The sequence below is a fragment of the Bacillus sp. FSL K6-3149 genome (assembly GCF_038630515.1).
GTDB classification, from domain to species: domain Bacteria; phylum Bacillota; class Bacilli; order Bacillales; family Bacillaceae; genus Bacillus; species Bacillus pumilus.
Window position 1 is genome coordinate 1,556,979 of sequence record NZ_CP152034.1, and the last position, 13,163, is coordinate 1,570,141.

Below are 13,163 nucleotides of genomic sequence, written 5' to 3' on the forward strand. Positions count from 1 at the left end.
TGTTAAGTGTAGCTTATCAGCAGTAAACCAGCAAATGTTACATACAATCGCCATATTCAAATGAAAGACAGATAGGAAAAAATAGTGTATCATTTGAGTGAGGGAGCGTTGAAAAGATGAGTCAATTTAGCCACTTTAACGAACAGGGAAGAGCAAAGATGGTCGACATTAGTGACAAATCGTCTACCGTGAGAACCGCCGTTGCTGCTTCTAGCGTTCGTATGATAAAAGAAGTGTTTCATAAAATAGAGCAGCGTGAAATTGGAAAAGGGGATGTCCTGTCTGTTGCACAGGTTGCTGGCATTATGGCAGCAAAGCAAACATCTACCATCATTCCAATGTGTCATCCGCTTGCACTAAAAGGTGTGGATATCTCCTTTGATTGGGAGGAAGACGGAAATGCGCACATTCTGAACATACAAGTACAAGTGAAAACAAAAGGAAGTACGGGTGTGGAGATGGAAGCGCTCACTTCTGCTTCAGTATGTGCACTGACTGTTTACGACATGTGCAAAGCGATTGATAAAGGCATGATCATCGGTCCTACCTATTTAATTGAAAAGACAGGCGGGAAAAACGGTGATTTTCACAGAGCATCTGATATTTAAGTTGGAGGACCTTATATGAATATAGATCAGTCAAAAATTCCACAAGCGACAGCCAAACGTTTGCCGCTATATTACCGTTTTTTAAAAAATCTGCATGCATCAGGAAAACAAAGGGTGTCATCAGCAGAGCTTAGTGATGCAGTCAAAGTGGATTCTGCTACCATTCGCCGAGATTTTTCGTACTTTGGTGCACTTGGGAAGAAGGGCTATGGCTATAATGTCGATTACCTTTTGACCTTCTTCAGAAAGACCCTTGACCAAGATGAAATGACCAATGTCATGCTCATCGGTGTCGGGAATTTAGGGACTGCTTTTTTACACTATAATTTCATCAAAAACAATAATACAAAAATTTCAATGGCTTTTGACGTCAATGAGAGTAAAATAGGAAGTGAGATAGGCGGCGTGCCTGTCTATGATTTGGATAAGCTTGAAGAGCATGTTCAAGAGGTAGGAGATATTCCTGTTGCCATTTTGACAGTACCTGCCGTAGCAGCTCAACCCATTACAGATCGTTTGATTGCCCTTGGCATCAAAGGAATCCTTAATTTTACGCCGGCTCGATTGAATGTGCCGGAACACATTCGAATTCATCATATAGATTTGGCGGTTGAACTTCAGTCACTTGTGTATTTCTTAAAGCATTACTCTGTTACACAGGAGGATTGACGAAAAGGGGTAAAGGGGGTGGAGCAAATGGGTCCGATCGGTCCTGGAAGTTTGGTTCTGATTGCGATTGTTGCGCTCATTATTTTTGGGCCGAAAAAGCTTCCTGAATTAGGAAGAGCAGCAGGAGATACATTACGTGAATTCAAAAATGCCACAAAAGGTTTAGCTGATGATCAGGAAGAAAAAAAGAAAAAAGAAGATCAGTAGAATAGGATGAGCTTCATGAATGTCAAAGATATGCCGCTTATGGAGCATATTGTGGAACTGCGAAAACGTTTAGTGATCATTGCGATGTTTTTTGTCGCCTTTATGGTGGCTGGTTTTTTTCTTGCTAAGCCGGTCATTGTGTATTTACAAAATACCGATGAAGCGGCCACACTGACACTGAATGCATTTAAGCTCACAGATCCGCTGTACGTGTTTATGCAGTTCGCATTTGTCATCGCTTTGGTTTTGACGTGTCCCGTGATTTTATATCAGCTTTGGGCGTTTGTGAGCCCGGGCTTATATGAAAAAGAAAGAAAGGTGACACTTGCTTATATTCCGATTGCACTGCTTTTATTTTTGAGCGGTGTGGCTTTCTCTTATTTTATTTTGTTTCCGTTTGTCGTTGATTTTATGATGCGAATGTCGAATGATTTAAATGTAGAGCAAGTCATTGGGATTCATGAGTATTTTACATTTCTGATGCAGTTAACACTTCCATTTGGCTTTTTGTTTCAGATGCCCGTTGTGTTGATGTTTCTCACAAGACTTGGCATCATCACACCGATGTTTTTATCAAAAATACGGAAGTATGCCTATTTTGTCCTCCTTGTCATTGCCGCACTCATTACACCACCAGAGCTTGTTTCTCACCTCATGGTTACCTTGCCGATGCTCGTTTTATACGAAGTGAGTATCGTCATTTCGAGAGTGACCTATCGCAAAATGCAGCAAACAGAGGAGAAAGAAAGTTATGATGTCACATAAAAAAGCATCGTGATCCAAATAAGGGTCACGATGCTTTTTCTATTATGAAAGGAATTGATTGATCGCTTGAAATAGATGCTGATAATAGGCAGTCTCATGCGGGACAAAATCTTGTATACAGACTACTCGGCTTTTCTCACGTCGTTCTCCGAATTCATCAACTTCAAAGCCATCAAGCTGCATGTTTTCACATTTTCTTGTGAAAAGCTGCTGTGCATCCATTAGCTTTGCTCTGTAAAGTCCAGCGACTTCTTCCTTTTGTAATTGAATGTTCATCTGCTCTTCTTGATGGACGTAAAGATAGACATGGCAACATTCACGATCAGTAAAACCGGGTAGATGGATTTCATCCTGTATAACACCTGCAAAGGCTAGATCTTCAAAAGGGACAGTGAGACCAAGCTCTTCTTCTACCTCTCTCACACCGTCAGAAGGCTGTTCATTTGCAAGAAGATGACCTGCTGCGGTGATATCAAAAAGAGAAGGGAAATCCTTTTTTGCGGGACTTCTTAGCTGAAAATAGAGATAGATGGTGTCATGTTCCTTTTTGAGAAGCCAAAAATGAAAGGTTTCATGCCAAAGGCCTTGGGCGTGGATATCTGATCAGGCAGCGACTCCAATCGTTTCATGCTGCTCATTTAAGATGTTCAGTTTTTCTTGTTCCATGAAAACTTGTCCTCCATAAAAAAACCATTTTCCAAGTACGGAAAATGGTTTTTGATTTATTTTTGCTGCTGTTTTTTGAGTTTGACTGAGAAGGCAAACATTTTAAGCGCGATATTAATATTATAGGCCGCAAACACCATCAGCAAAATGCTGTAAAATGACCACATGTCACCTGGATTTTGAATGGCCATATAGGTGAAAGCCACACCTACGGCAAAATAAATGATGCCCCATACAACAGGGTTTCTCATGAGAAAAAGCCTCCAATAATCATTTGCATTGTTTGAGATTGTTCTTCAATCATTTTTCTTACTGGCTCAATCTGCACAAGAATAACGAGTGAGTTCATCAGCATATGAGCAACGATTGGAACAATGATTCGTTTTGTTTTCGCATATAAAAAGGCAAAGGTAAAGCCCATTGCGGTATAAAGTAAGATATGAGCAAAATCGTTGTGTACAGCTGCGAATACGACTGAACTGACAAGCGCTCCAATGAAGAAATTTGTTTTTTCATAAATCACACCAAAAATGATTTTTCGAAAAATGATTTCCTCTAATATCGGTCCAATCAGGGCGATGACGATCACAAGCCATGGAACTGCATCCATTATGGCTAAAATGTTTTGAGTATTTTCGGATTCACGGCCAATGCCAAATGCATATTGTTCAATCGCTCCTGCAATCGATTGTGCAAAGAGGGAAAGAAAGAAACCACCAATGATCCAAGCGATTGCCGCGCCGACTGAAGCCGGTGCCTCATTTCGAAGTGAAGCTTTTGGCACAGTCCGAAGAATGAGCAGAATAATGATTAATCCGACACAGAAGCTGATAATTGTCCATGTACCTGACAATTTAGAGAGCTCTGCTTGTGTCATCGGTGTCTGAATGTAACCTAACCACTTCATGATGAATACATACGGAAACGCAGAAAACTGCACCAATATATACGTTAAGATGATGTACCAATATTGTTTTTTCAAGTAACGAAAACCCCTTTACTAAAAGAACTAGATTTATTGTAACACAAGTCTTCTTTTTCGATGAAAAGGAAAGAATCTGAGATGAAAAAAGATCATGAAAGCGTAAAAATTTTTAAAGGTTTTTACTTGAAATTGCAGAAGACATTCTTTATTATAATAAATGTGTTAGCACTCACTGGTGATGAGTGCTAAAAAAAGACTACATATAAAACTTGAGGAGGTTGTTTCTTATGTTAAAGCCATTAGGCGATCGCGTAATCATTGAACTCGTTGAATCTGAGGAAAAAACCGCTAGCGGTATTGTGTTACCGGATTCTGCAAAAGAAAAACCGCAAGAAGGTAAAATTGTTGCAGCAGGTTCAGGTCGTGTACTTGAAAGTGGTGAGCGCGTTGCGTTAGAAGTAAACACAGGCGACCGCATTATCTTCTCAAAATATGCAGGCACTGAAGTGAAATATGAAGGCAAAGAATATTTAATTCTTCGTGAGAGCGACATTTTAGCTGTTATTGGTTAATCACATAAAAAACATTGAGATACATTTTTAAAAAGACTGAGGAGGTTTCGTTATTATGGCAAAAGATATTAAGTTCAGTGAAGAAGCACGTCGCGCGATGCTACGTGGTGTAGATGCACTTGCAGATGCTGTAAAAGTAACTTTAGGACCTAAAGGACGTAACGTGGTTCTTGAGAAAAAATTCGGTTCTCCACTTATCACAAATGATGGTGTAACGATCGCAAAAGAAATCGAATTAGAAGATGCATTTGAAAACATGGGTGCAAAACTTGTGGCTGAAGTTGCAAGCAAAACAAACGACGTAGCTGGTGACGGTACAACGACTGCAACAGTTCTAGCTCAAGCGATGATCCGTGAAGGTCTTAAAAACGTAACAGCTGGTGCAAACCCTGTTGGCGTTCGTAAAGGGATCGAAGAAGCAGTGAAAGTAGCACTTGAAGGCTTGCACGAGATTTCTAAACCAATCGAAGGCAAAGAATCAATTGCTCAAGTTGCGTCTATTTCTGCAGCAGATGAAGAAGTTGGAAGCCTGATCGCTGAAGCAATGGAGCGTGTAGGTAACGACGGCGTGATCACAATCGAAGAATCTAAAGGGTTCACAACTGAGCTTGAAGTGGTTGAAGGAATGCAGTTTGACCGCGGATATGCTTCACCATACATGGTGACGGATTCTGATAAGATGGAAGCGGTTCTTGAAAATCCTTACATCTTAATCACTGATAAAAAAATCACAAACATTCAAGAAATCCTTCCTGTACTTGAGCAAGTTGTACAACAAGGAAAACCATTATTGCTCATTGCTGAAGATGTAGAAGGCGAAGCACTTGCAACACTTGTTGTGAACAAACTTCGTGGAACATTCAACGCAGTGGCAGTAAAAGCACCTGGATTCGGTGATCGTCGTAAAGCAATGCTTGAAGATATCTCTGTTCTAACTGGCGGAGAGTTAATCACAGAAGATCTAGGACTTGACCTAAAATCAACTGAAATCGGTCAGCTTGGCCGCGCTTCTAAAGTCGTTGTGACAAAAGAAAACACAACCATCGTAGAAGGTTCAGGAGATTCTGCTCAAATCTCAGCACGTGTGAACCAAATCCGTGCACAAGTAGAAGAAACAACTTCTGAATTCGATAAAGAAAAATTACAAGAACGTCTTGCAAAACTAGCTGGTGGCGTCGCTGTCATCAAAGTTGGTGCTGCAACTGAAACAGAACTAAAAGAGCGTAAACTACGCATCGAGGATGCACTCAACTCAACTCGTGCAGCAGTTGAAGAAGGTATCGTATCCGGTGGTGGTACAGCACTTGTGAATGTATACAAAAAAGTCGCTTCAATCGAAGCTGATGGTGACGTTCAAACAGGTGTAAACATCGTTCTACGTTCTCTTGAAGAGCCAATCCGCCAAATCGCTCACAACGCAGGTCTTGAAGGATCAGTCATCGTTGAGCGCTTGAAAAACGAAGAAATTGGCGTAGGCTTCAACGCAGCAACAAACGAATGGGTAAACATGATCGAAAAAGGAATCGTCGACCCAACAAAAGTAACTCGCTCTGCACTTCAAAACGCAGCTTCTGTTGCAGCAATGCTTCTAACAACTGAAGCAGTCGTTGCTGACAAACCAGAAGAAGGCGGCTCAGGCGGCGGAATGCCAGATATGGGCGGCATGGGCGGTATGGGTGGAATGATGTAAAAACGGTTTTAAACCCTTGATTAATAAGGGTTTAACCGTAAGTCACATTGATTTTGATGCTAATTAAAAATAATAGGAGCTTTTCATTAGTTCATTGAACTTTTGAGAAGCTTCTTTTTTTAAATTCTATTATGATATGAGGGTAAAATGGAAAATAATTAACATGCTATTAAAGTGAACTTTTGAAAATATGCATAAAGTTAGCAAAAAGCTTCTTAGAATTTGATGGGATTGTCTAATAGAGTTTAAATTCATTTTGTGAATTAGAAAATTTAAAGGGTTAATTAGAACATTATTTCAGTACAATGATGGAAAAATATGAATAAGTATACAAATTTAGATAAATATATTATATTATTATTATAGACCTAGAGAGAAGGAGGCGTTTGAGTTGGATTTAACGGAAATTTCAAGAAAAAGTGGTAACTTTATAACTTTAAAAGGTGTAAGTGGAAAACAATTTAACAACGAGGTTATCTCTATTCAATGCACTGCAAATGAGGTTCTGAAATTCCTAGACATAGATAGAAGTGTTCAAAGAGAGGCAGACGAAAGAAAAATTTCAAGCATAAAAAAATATATTCAGTATGGATTAGAAGGCAATAACATATATTTTCCACCTCTTATATTTTCTGCTAGAGGACAAGGGTTTTTTGATCAAGAGCACTTTCAATATAAATTACCTTTTGGAGAGAAATTAGTAATCTTAGATGGACAACATCGTATAAAGGCTTTTGAAATTTTAATAAGGCAGCTTCAATCACAAAAAGATCTATTGAATTTGGAAAAAGTTAATGAATTTCCGCTTACTATTCAAGTTTTTGTTAATTTATCTATACAACAAGAACGTCAACTTTTTACAGATATAAATTCTAACTCATCGCCTGTTAACAATACCTTATTAATTATGTATAAAGAAAATGATCTTTATGGTCAATTAGTAAAAGAAATTGTTTATAATCATCCAACTATACCAGAGAATCTCTTTGAAATCAGATTAAAAGCCACACGATCTAAACTATTAACGGCAGCAACATTATATGTAGTTTCTGTAGCCTTAAATGATGGTGGTTTCAAACAAAATTCGCGTAAAACTATAAATGATAAGAATTTTAAGCAATATAAATTAAAAACTGAAAAGTTTCTTACTCTTATGAGAAAACACGCTCCAATTGATGCTTTAGATAGAGATAAATATGTGATTTATTATCCTAATGTAATATTGGGAATAGCTAAATTTGTTAATACAGCATTTAAAGAATATCCTGATGAAACTATGGAGAGTCTTTTTGAAAATGTAGTAGGGAAGATTAACTGGTCTCACAAAAATAGGGAGTTTGATCAATTAGCTTCTCATTACATTACACAAACTAAAAAATATAAATTTGGTTCAAGAGGAAAGTCAACAATTAATATTTCTGAGTATTTATTAAATCTATACCGAAATTCAAGGGGACGATAAAATGTCAACAGTTAGTATATATGGAACTATAGATATTATAAATAGTAACAAAGAAAAAGGAATACTATCTTCTCAAATGAAATTAAAAGATGTTTTAAAGCTATATAAAATTGATAAAGAAATTAATAGGGATATTTCTTATGGTAGAATCCCTAAAATTGTTAAATATCTTGAGAATCAGGATAACGAGCTAGGTATATATTTTCCTGCATTAGTTTTTTCATTTAGGGGAAATCCAGTTAATTATTACAGTAAAGATTTTGAGTTGAAATTACCGTGTGATAAAAAGTTGATTGTAATTGATGGTCAACATCGAATAAAAGCAGTAGAGCGATTCTTAGAAGAAATAAAAGATTTAAATCAGAAGGAAAAAATATTAAATTCTTTACTTACAGTTCAAATATATTTTGGTTTGCAAACTATCGACGAAAAAAATTTGTTTGCTGATATTAATTCAAATGTAAAAAAAGTTTCAATGTCTTTAATTACAAAATTTGATACAAGAGATGTTTTGAATGTGTTAGTAACTGAGCTTTTTCAAGTTTGTGATGCCCTTCAAACTGCAAAAATAGAATTTAATAAAAATAGATTGGCTCGACCAGTAAACGATTATTTTTCAACCAGTTCTCGACTCAAAGAATTTATTAGTTTAATTTTATTTGGTAAAAAATCTCCTAATAAGAAAGAAACAATAACTTTAACACAGCAATATGATGATATTATTGTTTTTTTAGATAAATTATTCTCGGAACTTTTTATTAATTTACCATCTAATCCAGGAAATGTTTTAAAAAGTATCCTAGGTCACTATGCAACACAACAGGCTATTGGTTATTATATACATGATAAAATAATTATTGAGGGGATAAAGATCGAATGGATAACTAATTGGGAAGAGGAAATTGAATTCCTTTCTCTTATTAGTTGGGAAATAACGAATCCATTGTGGAGAAAGTTCCTTGTTACAACCAGAAAAAATACTTCACTTGAATATTTAACAATTGAAGAATATCAATCTAATCATTTATTTAATATATTAAAAAAAGAAATTGATTCTTAATTTTTTAATAATCATTTAATTGACCTAGAAACCTTATATAAAGATTCTATTGTCATTAAAATCTTATATTCTCAATTCGATTTTTCGTTTGTTTAAAATTACATAAAAAAATCCACTTTTCCCATAAAAAATCAGATTCATTCCTTATAATAAAAGTATCTGAGAAATGGGGAGTGAGTCGAGATGGACCAAAACTTGCTGCAAATGAATCAAGTGAGATCAGAGGATGAATTAGCGGTTGTGAATATATCTTCTACAGAAATTGGGGCGCTGTCAAAGGAAGCGGCTGAGCGGATTTTACAAATGAAGGATACGGATCATATTCATCAACTGATGTATGTTCCGATTGAAAAGAAAGCAGATTTGCATTGGCTGATTCAACGTGTTGGACAGGCGTTAGAAGTTGAGGATAACGATATCGTTGCGCTTGAATTGGTTGATTTGCTCTATTTCTTTGTCATTCCATTTTATAAGGAGTATATTTTGAGGGAACATCATTTGTATGAGTGTATAGATGATTTGTTGGTACGATTAGCATCATGGACTCACTCAGATATTCACACACTGGTCGATGCGATGAGAGACGATTTGTTTGTATAAACTTGAAAAAAGCTTGTAGAGCGATCCTCTACAAGCTTTTCTAAATTATTGGGCTCTTTCCCAAGTGATCTTTGTTTCATTTGTTTTTTTCTTTCCCTTTGCCAGCACTTTGCCGTTTTCTTGTTTCACGGTGATGTTTAGGTCGTAAAAGGAATAGAGAGCACCAAGGCTGTCATTTTCCGGTTTGTGCAGGTTGTTTTCTTTTTCAGTTGAAGCTCCAATGGCCAGTGTCTTGGCAAAGTTTAAACCGATGACTTCAGCGTAATCACTATTGGTGTCAGAGGAAGCGATCACGTTTAATGAAATGACTTTTTTCTTTTGATCAACGGTAATCGCTGTGTCTTTTATGAGTTTAGACTGTTCCATGACTTCTTTCGTTTCTTTTTGAATGCGTTCATTGATCGTTGGAAGTGCCTTCGTTTCTGTTTTTTGTTCGTTTGTTGTATTTGAGCAAGCTGCTAGCATGAAGAGACTTGCTACTAGGCTCATGAAAACAAGTAGACTTTTTTTCACGTTCGTTCTCCTTTTTTCTTCGAAGTATGTATGTTTATGTTACCACGAATCCTTGTTTTGATTAAAAGAGAAGTGTTGATAAGCTGTGAACAATAAAAAGCACCCAAAAAGGGCGCTTCAGCGTGTAGACAAACCTTCGCATTCGTTGTCAGGTCTGCGCTCCGGTGCTCACGAATGTCAAATTCGCTCCGCTCCGATGCTCGTCCTTCCTAGACTTCAAAGGTTTTCTATCACGCTGAAAAGAAGACAAAGGGCTAAAATAAAGATCATTTTAGCCCTTTGTCAACAATCTGAAGCACCCAAAAAGGGCGCTTTTTTCTTATTGTGCGGAAAGGCTTGTACTTAATGGAACAGAAGAAATGACGGTGAATTTAGGAGCTGCAGCACCTGATTCTAAATTTTTACGTAAAAGCGATGATTTGATGGACCCATCCCATTTTTTATAGACGCTTCCTGATGTATCTGCACGAAGCTGTACATTCGAGAAGCTTGCTTGTGTGTAGCTGTTTGCCCCATTATCCTGAACACCGTGTACCATTTTGACGACATCGAGGTTTTTCAGACGGCTAGGTTTGTAAACAGGCTGTTTATAGCGCAATTTCCCATTGACGTATAGTGAGACTGTGCCATCACCATTGTTGATGAGCTTTAAATTGACACGTGCACCATCCTTAATGCTCTTATCATATTCGCTGTTCCAATATTGACTGCCACCTTGTGAGCCGCTGCCAAGAAAGACCTTATAGCCAGAAGACGTTTTTGAAATACCGCTCTCTATAACGGCAGAGCCGAGACCGAGGTACCAGTCCGCATAGCCATTTTTAATGGTAGCTGTTTTCGGCAGCACAATATCAGCCGAGATACCTGACCATTTGGCCTCATCCGTTTGTGTCACAATCGCACCGTGACGAGGACTAGCTGCTGAGGCAGGTAGACTTGAAAGCATCAAAACCAACGCTAAACTCACACTTAAAACGATGAACCACTTTTTCATAAAAATCCCTCCTTATATTTGATTCATTTTTATTATATAAAATGAAAGAGAGGAGTTGCTTACATTGTTCTGGCTGATTTTGGTAATTTTTATGAACAAAATCGGTCTTAAAGTGGTCAATTTGTATTCGAATTGTAATGTGACTGTAAAATAACTGGGGGCATCTTCATGTATAATAAGTGCAGAAACCAAATACGGAGGATTTTTTAATGAATAAAAAGCTTATCGCGACAATCGTAACAGTAGCTAGTTTATTTTTGGCGTTTAGTTTCTCACATGGAGCAAGTGCAAAAAAAGTAAGCGGCAATATTACTTGGTATAATGGTGTCGGTAAAAAAGGCGCAGATGGAAAAAAACTCGGTCATTGGGATGCAGCAACTAAAATGGGATTTGACGTGCCAAAAAAAGGTACAAAACTAAGAGTGACAACAAAAGCGAAACCACATAAAGTGATTACAGTATATAAATATGATGTAGGTAGAATGCCAAACGCTGTATTAGACGTCAGCCCAAAAGCATTCAAAGCACTAGGGTTTAAAACAAGTAAAGGTGTCGTAAAAGGACATTACACTTATTAATACATAGGCTTGCAAAGAAGCGGGAAAAGTTCATTTTCTGGCTTCTTTTCTTGTAGAGAGGGTCTGAAAGGCAATGAAAAAATCAACATGGTGGATCATCACGGTCATCGGAGTCGCAGTGATTGCGGCCATCATTTTCTTTATGATGAAGCCGGGGCAAGAGCCGAAGCATGCGGTAAAAGTGAAAACAAATCAGGATGCAAAAGACGAATTACTCGTTTCATTTACAGATCAACAGTTAAACAATACGTATTACTTGCATGACCGGGCGCTTCATACGGAGAAACTGACAGCCTATCCTTCGATTGCTTATGATTCTACGAAACAGCTTTTATATTACACGTATACGGATGAAGACACGCAAAAAGTGAGTATTCGAGAACTGAATGTAAAAACGGATGAAGAAAAAACGCTATTTACGAGTGAAGATTCCATCGACAGTATGAGGCTGTCTGGAGACGGGAAACAGTTATATCTTAGGTATAATAAGGATTCTGGGGAACAATTTTATGTCGCTATGTTTGATGTAAACACACACAAAGTGAAGGTATTATATCCAGAAAAAAGCAAGGATGACACGGTAAGTTCTTTTGCATATGATCCTGCGTCAAACCTTCTGGCAATCCAGCATTATTCCTTAAAAGAAGATTACAAGAAAACCGATGAAGCGAATGAAAAGGGAAGAGACCCTGAACCAACGACCATGAAGATCACCCTTCAAACAGGCGTGAAGGGGAAGCGAATTGCACGTATCTCGCAAACGATCAATGATATTTCATTTTCACCAGATCATAAGACATTGATTTATACAGAAGTGAAGGTGCGAAACGAAAAAGAAGTAGCCTCTATTAAAATGCTTGATGTAGAAACAGGAAAACAGGCGACACTCGTTAAGAACAGTAAGGATGTGCATATTTTAAGTGCAGCACAGCCGCAATTTTCTACGGATGGGTCTTCTGTTTATTTCTTAGGTGTTGCTAAAAGCGCAAAGGAATTAAAGGATGACACCGGACGAAAAGCAAAGGTAAGAACGATATTTGAATACAATATCAAGAAGAAAACAGTGGAAGCCGTTTGGGAGAAGGATGGCGGGATTGTTAACAATTTCACTGTCAATCGATAAAAGGTACGTTCAGTTATTTTTATATAACTGGACGTTTTTTTATTTTGCTATTTGACATGTTACAGAAATTAAGGAATTTATGTAAGGAAAATCAGTTTTTAAGGTGGGAAACGTGTGGTATTTTCATATTTTGCTTAAGTGACAGAGGAAAGGAAAGAGAGTAATATGAGTGGACATAAAAAAACGAGAGGACAGATGCTTCTCGTTTTCTCTGATTTATTTGGTGTTATTGTCTAATAAGTTTTGAAAGATAAACAGGGCATTAATGGAGTGAGGGAATCCAGCAACTTTTGTACAGTGCTTAATAATCTCCATAATCTCTATGACAGAAAGTCCGATATGTAATGCTTGTTCAAAATGAGTCTTTAATTCTTCATCACAATCGCCTTTTGTAATGAGGGCAGATAATGTACTGATGGCCTTTTGTTTTTCATCTAAAATGAAGTGGTTGAATTCTTTTTGTTCACCGAGTTCAATTGTTAGCTGTTCAATATTTGACCGAATGCTCTCGTTTTTCTGAATTGAAAGCTTCTCTATGTTACCTGCCGTTGTTTTTTGTGTGATCTGGCAAGTCTCTTTTTCTTCATTCAAATTGAACTCCTCCGTTTTTTATCGCAATTTTCCATTTGTTCGTTCAGTGTGGCAAATGTGCCTTTTGATAGATGCAATGGGTATATAGTAGTATTATCGGTTTGCTGCGTCAATTTTTTAAGTGTTGAATGTACAAATAA

At 37.4% G+C, this 13,163-nt stretch carries 17 protein-coding genes; 11 read left to right on the forward strand and 6 right to left on the reverse strand.

The features are described from left to right. The first annotated feature begins 116 nt into the window (after positions 1 to 116). From moaC to tatC, 4 genes are read left to right on the forward strand one after another with little or no spacing between them, the layout of a single operon-like run. Entirely contained in the window at positions 117 to 608 is a 492-nt protein-coding gene (moaC, locus tag MHB83_RS07950) for a cyclic pyranopterin monophosphate synthase MoaC (RefSeq protein ID WP_003214058.1), read from the forward strand. Positions 609 to 623: 15 nt separating this feature from the next. Then, positions 624 to 1,277 (forward strand): redox-sensing transcriptional repressor Rex, encoded by a 654-nt coding sequence (locus tag MHB83_RS07955; protein ID WP_003214118.1) that lies wholly within the window; start codon positions 624 to 626, stop codon positions 1,275 to 1,277. Positions 1,278 to 1,304: 27 nt separating this feature from the next. Further along, positions 1,305 to 1,484, forward strand: a complete 180-nt coding sequence (locus tag MHB83_RS07960; RefSeq protein WP_003214302.1) for a twin-arginine translocase TatA/TatE family subunit — start codon at positions 1,305 to 1,307, stop codon at positions 1,482 to 1,484. A 6-nt stretch (positions 1,485 to 1,490) separates the two neighbouring features. Further along, complete coding sequence (gene tatC / locus MHB83_RS07965) at positions 1,491 to 2,249, forward strand: twin-arginine translocase subunit TatC (RefSeq protein WP_095117754.1); 759 nt, start codon at positions 1,491 to 1,493, stop codon at positions 2,247 to 2,249. Positions 2,250 to 2,291: 42 nt separating this feature from the next. Here the strand turns inward: tatC and MHB83_RS07970 are convergent, their stop codons facing one another. The 3 genes from MHB83_RS07970 to MHB83_RS07980 form a co-directional block, all read right to left on the reverse strand. Then, a complete protein-coding gene (locus tag MHB83_RS07970; RefSeq protein WP_342496838.1) occupies positions 2,292 to 2,846 on the reverse strand; it encodes an NUDIX domain-containing protein in 555 nt (184 codons plus the stop codon). 125 nt (positions 2,847 to 2,971) lie between these two features. Further along, on the reverse strand, positions 2,972 to 3,166 hold the full coding sequence (locus MHB83_RS07975; RefSeq protein WP_003213897.1) for a YdiK family protein: 195 nt from the start codon (positions 3,164 to 3,166) through the stop codon (positions 2,972 to 2,974). Next, positions 3,163 to 3,897 (reverse strand): CPBP family intramembrane glutamic endopeptidase, encoded by a 735-nt coding sequence (locus MHB83_RS07980; protein WP_050945674.1) that lies wholly within the window; start codon positions 3,895 to 3,897, stop codon positions 3,163 to 3,165. Before MHB83_RS07980 ends, MHB83_RS07975 begins: the two co-directional genes overlap by 4 nt. Positions 3,898 to 4,127: 230 nt before the next feature. On the opposite strand from MHB83_RS07980, the gene groES reads away from it, so the two are divergent. The 5 genes from groES (at position 4,128) to MHB83_RS08005 (ending at position 9,224) form a co-directional block, all read left to right on the forward strand. Continuing rightward, a complete protein-coding gene (gene groES, locus MHB83_RS07985; RefSeq protein WP_003214120.1) occupies positions 4,128 to 4,412 on the forward strand; it encodes a co-chaperone GroES in 285 nt (94 codons plus the stop codon). Between the two features lie 55 nt (positions 4,413 to 4,467). Continuing rightward, on the forward strand, positions 4,468 to 6,102 hold the full coding sequence (gene groL / locus MHB83_RS07990) for a chaperonin GroEL (RefSeq protein WP_003213977.1): 1,635 nt from the start codon (positions 4,468 to 4,470) through the stop codon (positions 6,100 to 6,102). Positions 6,103 to 6,493: 391 nt separating this feature from the next. Beyond that, positions 6,494 to 7,564 carry a DNA sulfur modification protein DndB gene (locus MHB83_RS07995; protein ID WP_342496789.1) on the forward strand — a complete coding sequence of 357 codons (1,071 nt, stop codon included), beginning with the start codon at positions 6,494 to 6,496 and terminating at the stop codon, positions 7,562 to 7,564. A gap of 1 nt (position 7,565) precedes the next feature. Next, on the forward strand, positions 7,566 to 8,624 hold the full coding sequence (locus MHB83_RS08000; RefSeq protein ID WP_342496790.1) for a DNA sulfur modification protein DndB: 1,059 nt from the start codon (positions 7,566 to 7,568) through the stop codon (positions 8,622 to 8,624). Between the two features lie 183 nt (positions 8,625 to 8,807). Then, positions 8,808 to 9,224 carry a hypothetical protein gene (locus tag MHB83_RS08005; protein WP_050945676.1) on the forward strand — a complete coding sequence of 139 codons (417 nt, stop codon included), beginning with the start codon at positions 8,808 to 8,810 and terminating at the stop codon, positions 9,222 to 9,224. 45 nt (positions 9,225 to 9,269) lie between these two features. Here the strand turns inward: MHB83_RS08005 and MHB83_RS08010 are convergent, their stop codons facing one another. Next, positions 9,270 to 9,737, reverse strand: a complete 468-nt coding sequence (locus MHB83_RS08010) for a hypothetical protein (protein ID WP_050945677.1) — start codon at positions 9,735 to 9,737, stop codon at positions 9,270 to 9,272. 319 nt (positions 9,738 to 10,056) lie between these two features. Beyond that, entirely contained in the window at positions 10,057 to 10,731 is a 675-nt protein-coding gene (locus MHB83_RS08015; protein ID WP_339206736.1) for a hypothetical protein, read from the reverse strand. A 209-nt stretch (positions 10,732 to 10,940) separates the two neighbouring features. On the opposite strand from MHB83_RS08015, the gene MHB83_RS08020 reads away from it, so the two are divergent. Both MHB83_RS08020 and MHB83_RS08025 read left to right on the forward strand, forming a co-directional pair. Next, on the forward strand, positions 10,941 to 11,309 hold the full coding sequence (locus MHB83_RS08020) for a septal ring lytic transglycosylase RlpA family protein (RefSeq protein ID WP_044141453.1): 369 nt from the start codon (positions 10,941 to 10,943) through the stop codon (positions 11,307 to 11,309). Positions 11,310 to 11,382: 73 nt separating this feature from the next. Next, the gene (locus MHB83_RS08025) at positions 11,383 to 12,432 is read left to right on the forward strand and encodes a hypothetical protein (protein ID WP_268458116.1); all 1,050 of its coding nucleotides are present in this window, start codon (positions 11,383 to 11,385) and stop codon (positions 12,430 to 12,432) included. Between the two features lie 216 nt (positions 12,433 to 12,648). Here the strand turns inward: MHB83_RS08025 and MHB83_RS08030 are convergent, their stop codons facing one another. Then, complete coding sequence (locus tag MHB83_RS08030) at positions 12,649 to 13,023, reverse strand: carboxymuconolactone decarboxylase family protein (RefSeq protein ID WP_342496791.1); 375 nt, start codon at positions 13,021 to 13,023, stop codon at positions 12,649 to 12,651. Positions 13,024 to 13,163: the final 140 nt, after the last annotated feature.

Coding starts and splice junctions, on each gene's coding strand:
- tatC (WP_095117754.1), top strand. CDS start 1,491: ATGAGCTTCATGAATGTCAAAGATATGCCGCTTATGGAGCATATTGTG.
- MHB83_RS08015 (WP_339206736.1), bottom strand. CDS start 10,731: ATGAAAAAGTGGTTCATCGTTTTAAGTGTGAGTTTAGCGTTGGTTTTG.
- MHB83_RS08025 (WP_268458116.1), top strand. CDS start 11,383: ATGAAAAAATCAACATGGTGGATCATCACGGTCATCGGAGTCGCAGTG.
- MHB83_RS08020 (WP_044141453.1), top strand. CDS start 10,941: ATGAATAAAAAGCTTATCGCGACAATCGTAACAGTAGCTAGTTTATTT.
- moaC (WP_003214058.1), top strand. CDS start 117: ATGAGTCAATTTAGCCACTTTAACGAACAGGGAAGAGCAAAGATGGTC.
- MHB83_RS07955 (WP_003214118.1), top strand. CDS start 624: ATGAATATAGATCAGTCAAAAATTCCACAAGCGACAGCCAAACGTTTG.
- MHB83_RS07960 (WP_003214302.1), top strand. CDS start 1,305: ATGGGTCCGATCGGTCCTGGAAGTTTGGTTCTGATTGCGATTGTTGCG.
- groL (WP_003213977.1), top strand. CDS start 4,468: ATGGCAAAAGATATTAAGTTCAGTGAAGAAGCACGTCGCGCGATGCTA.
- MHB83_RS08005 (WP_050945676.1), top strand. CDS start 8,808: ATGGACCAAAACTTGCTGCAAATGAATCAAGTGAGATCAGAGGATGAA.
- groES (WP_003214120.1), top strand. CDS start 4,128: ATGTTAAAGCCATTAGGCGATCGCGTAATCATTGAACTCGTTGAATCT.
- MHB83_RS07975 (WP_003213897.1), bottom strand. CDS start 3,166: ATGAGAAACCCTGTTGTATGGGGCATCATTTATTTTGCCGTAGGTGTG.
- MHB83_RS08000 (WP_342496790.1), top strand. CDS start 7,566: ATGTCAACAGTTAGTATATATGGAACTATAGATATTATAAATAGTAAC.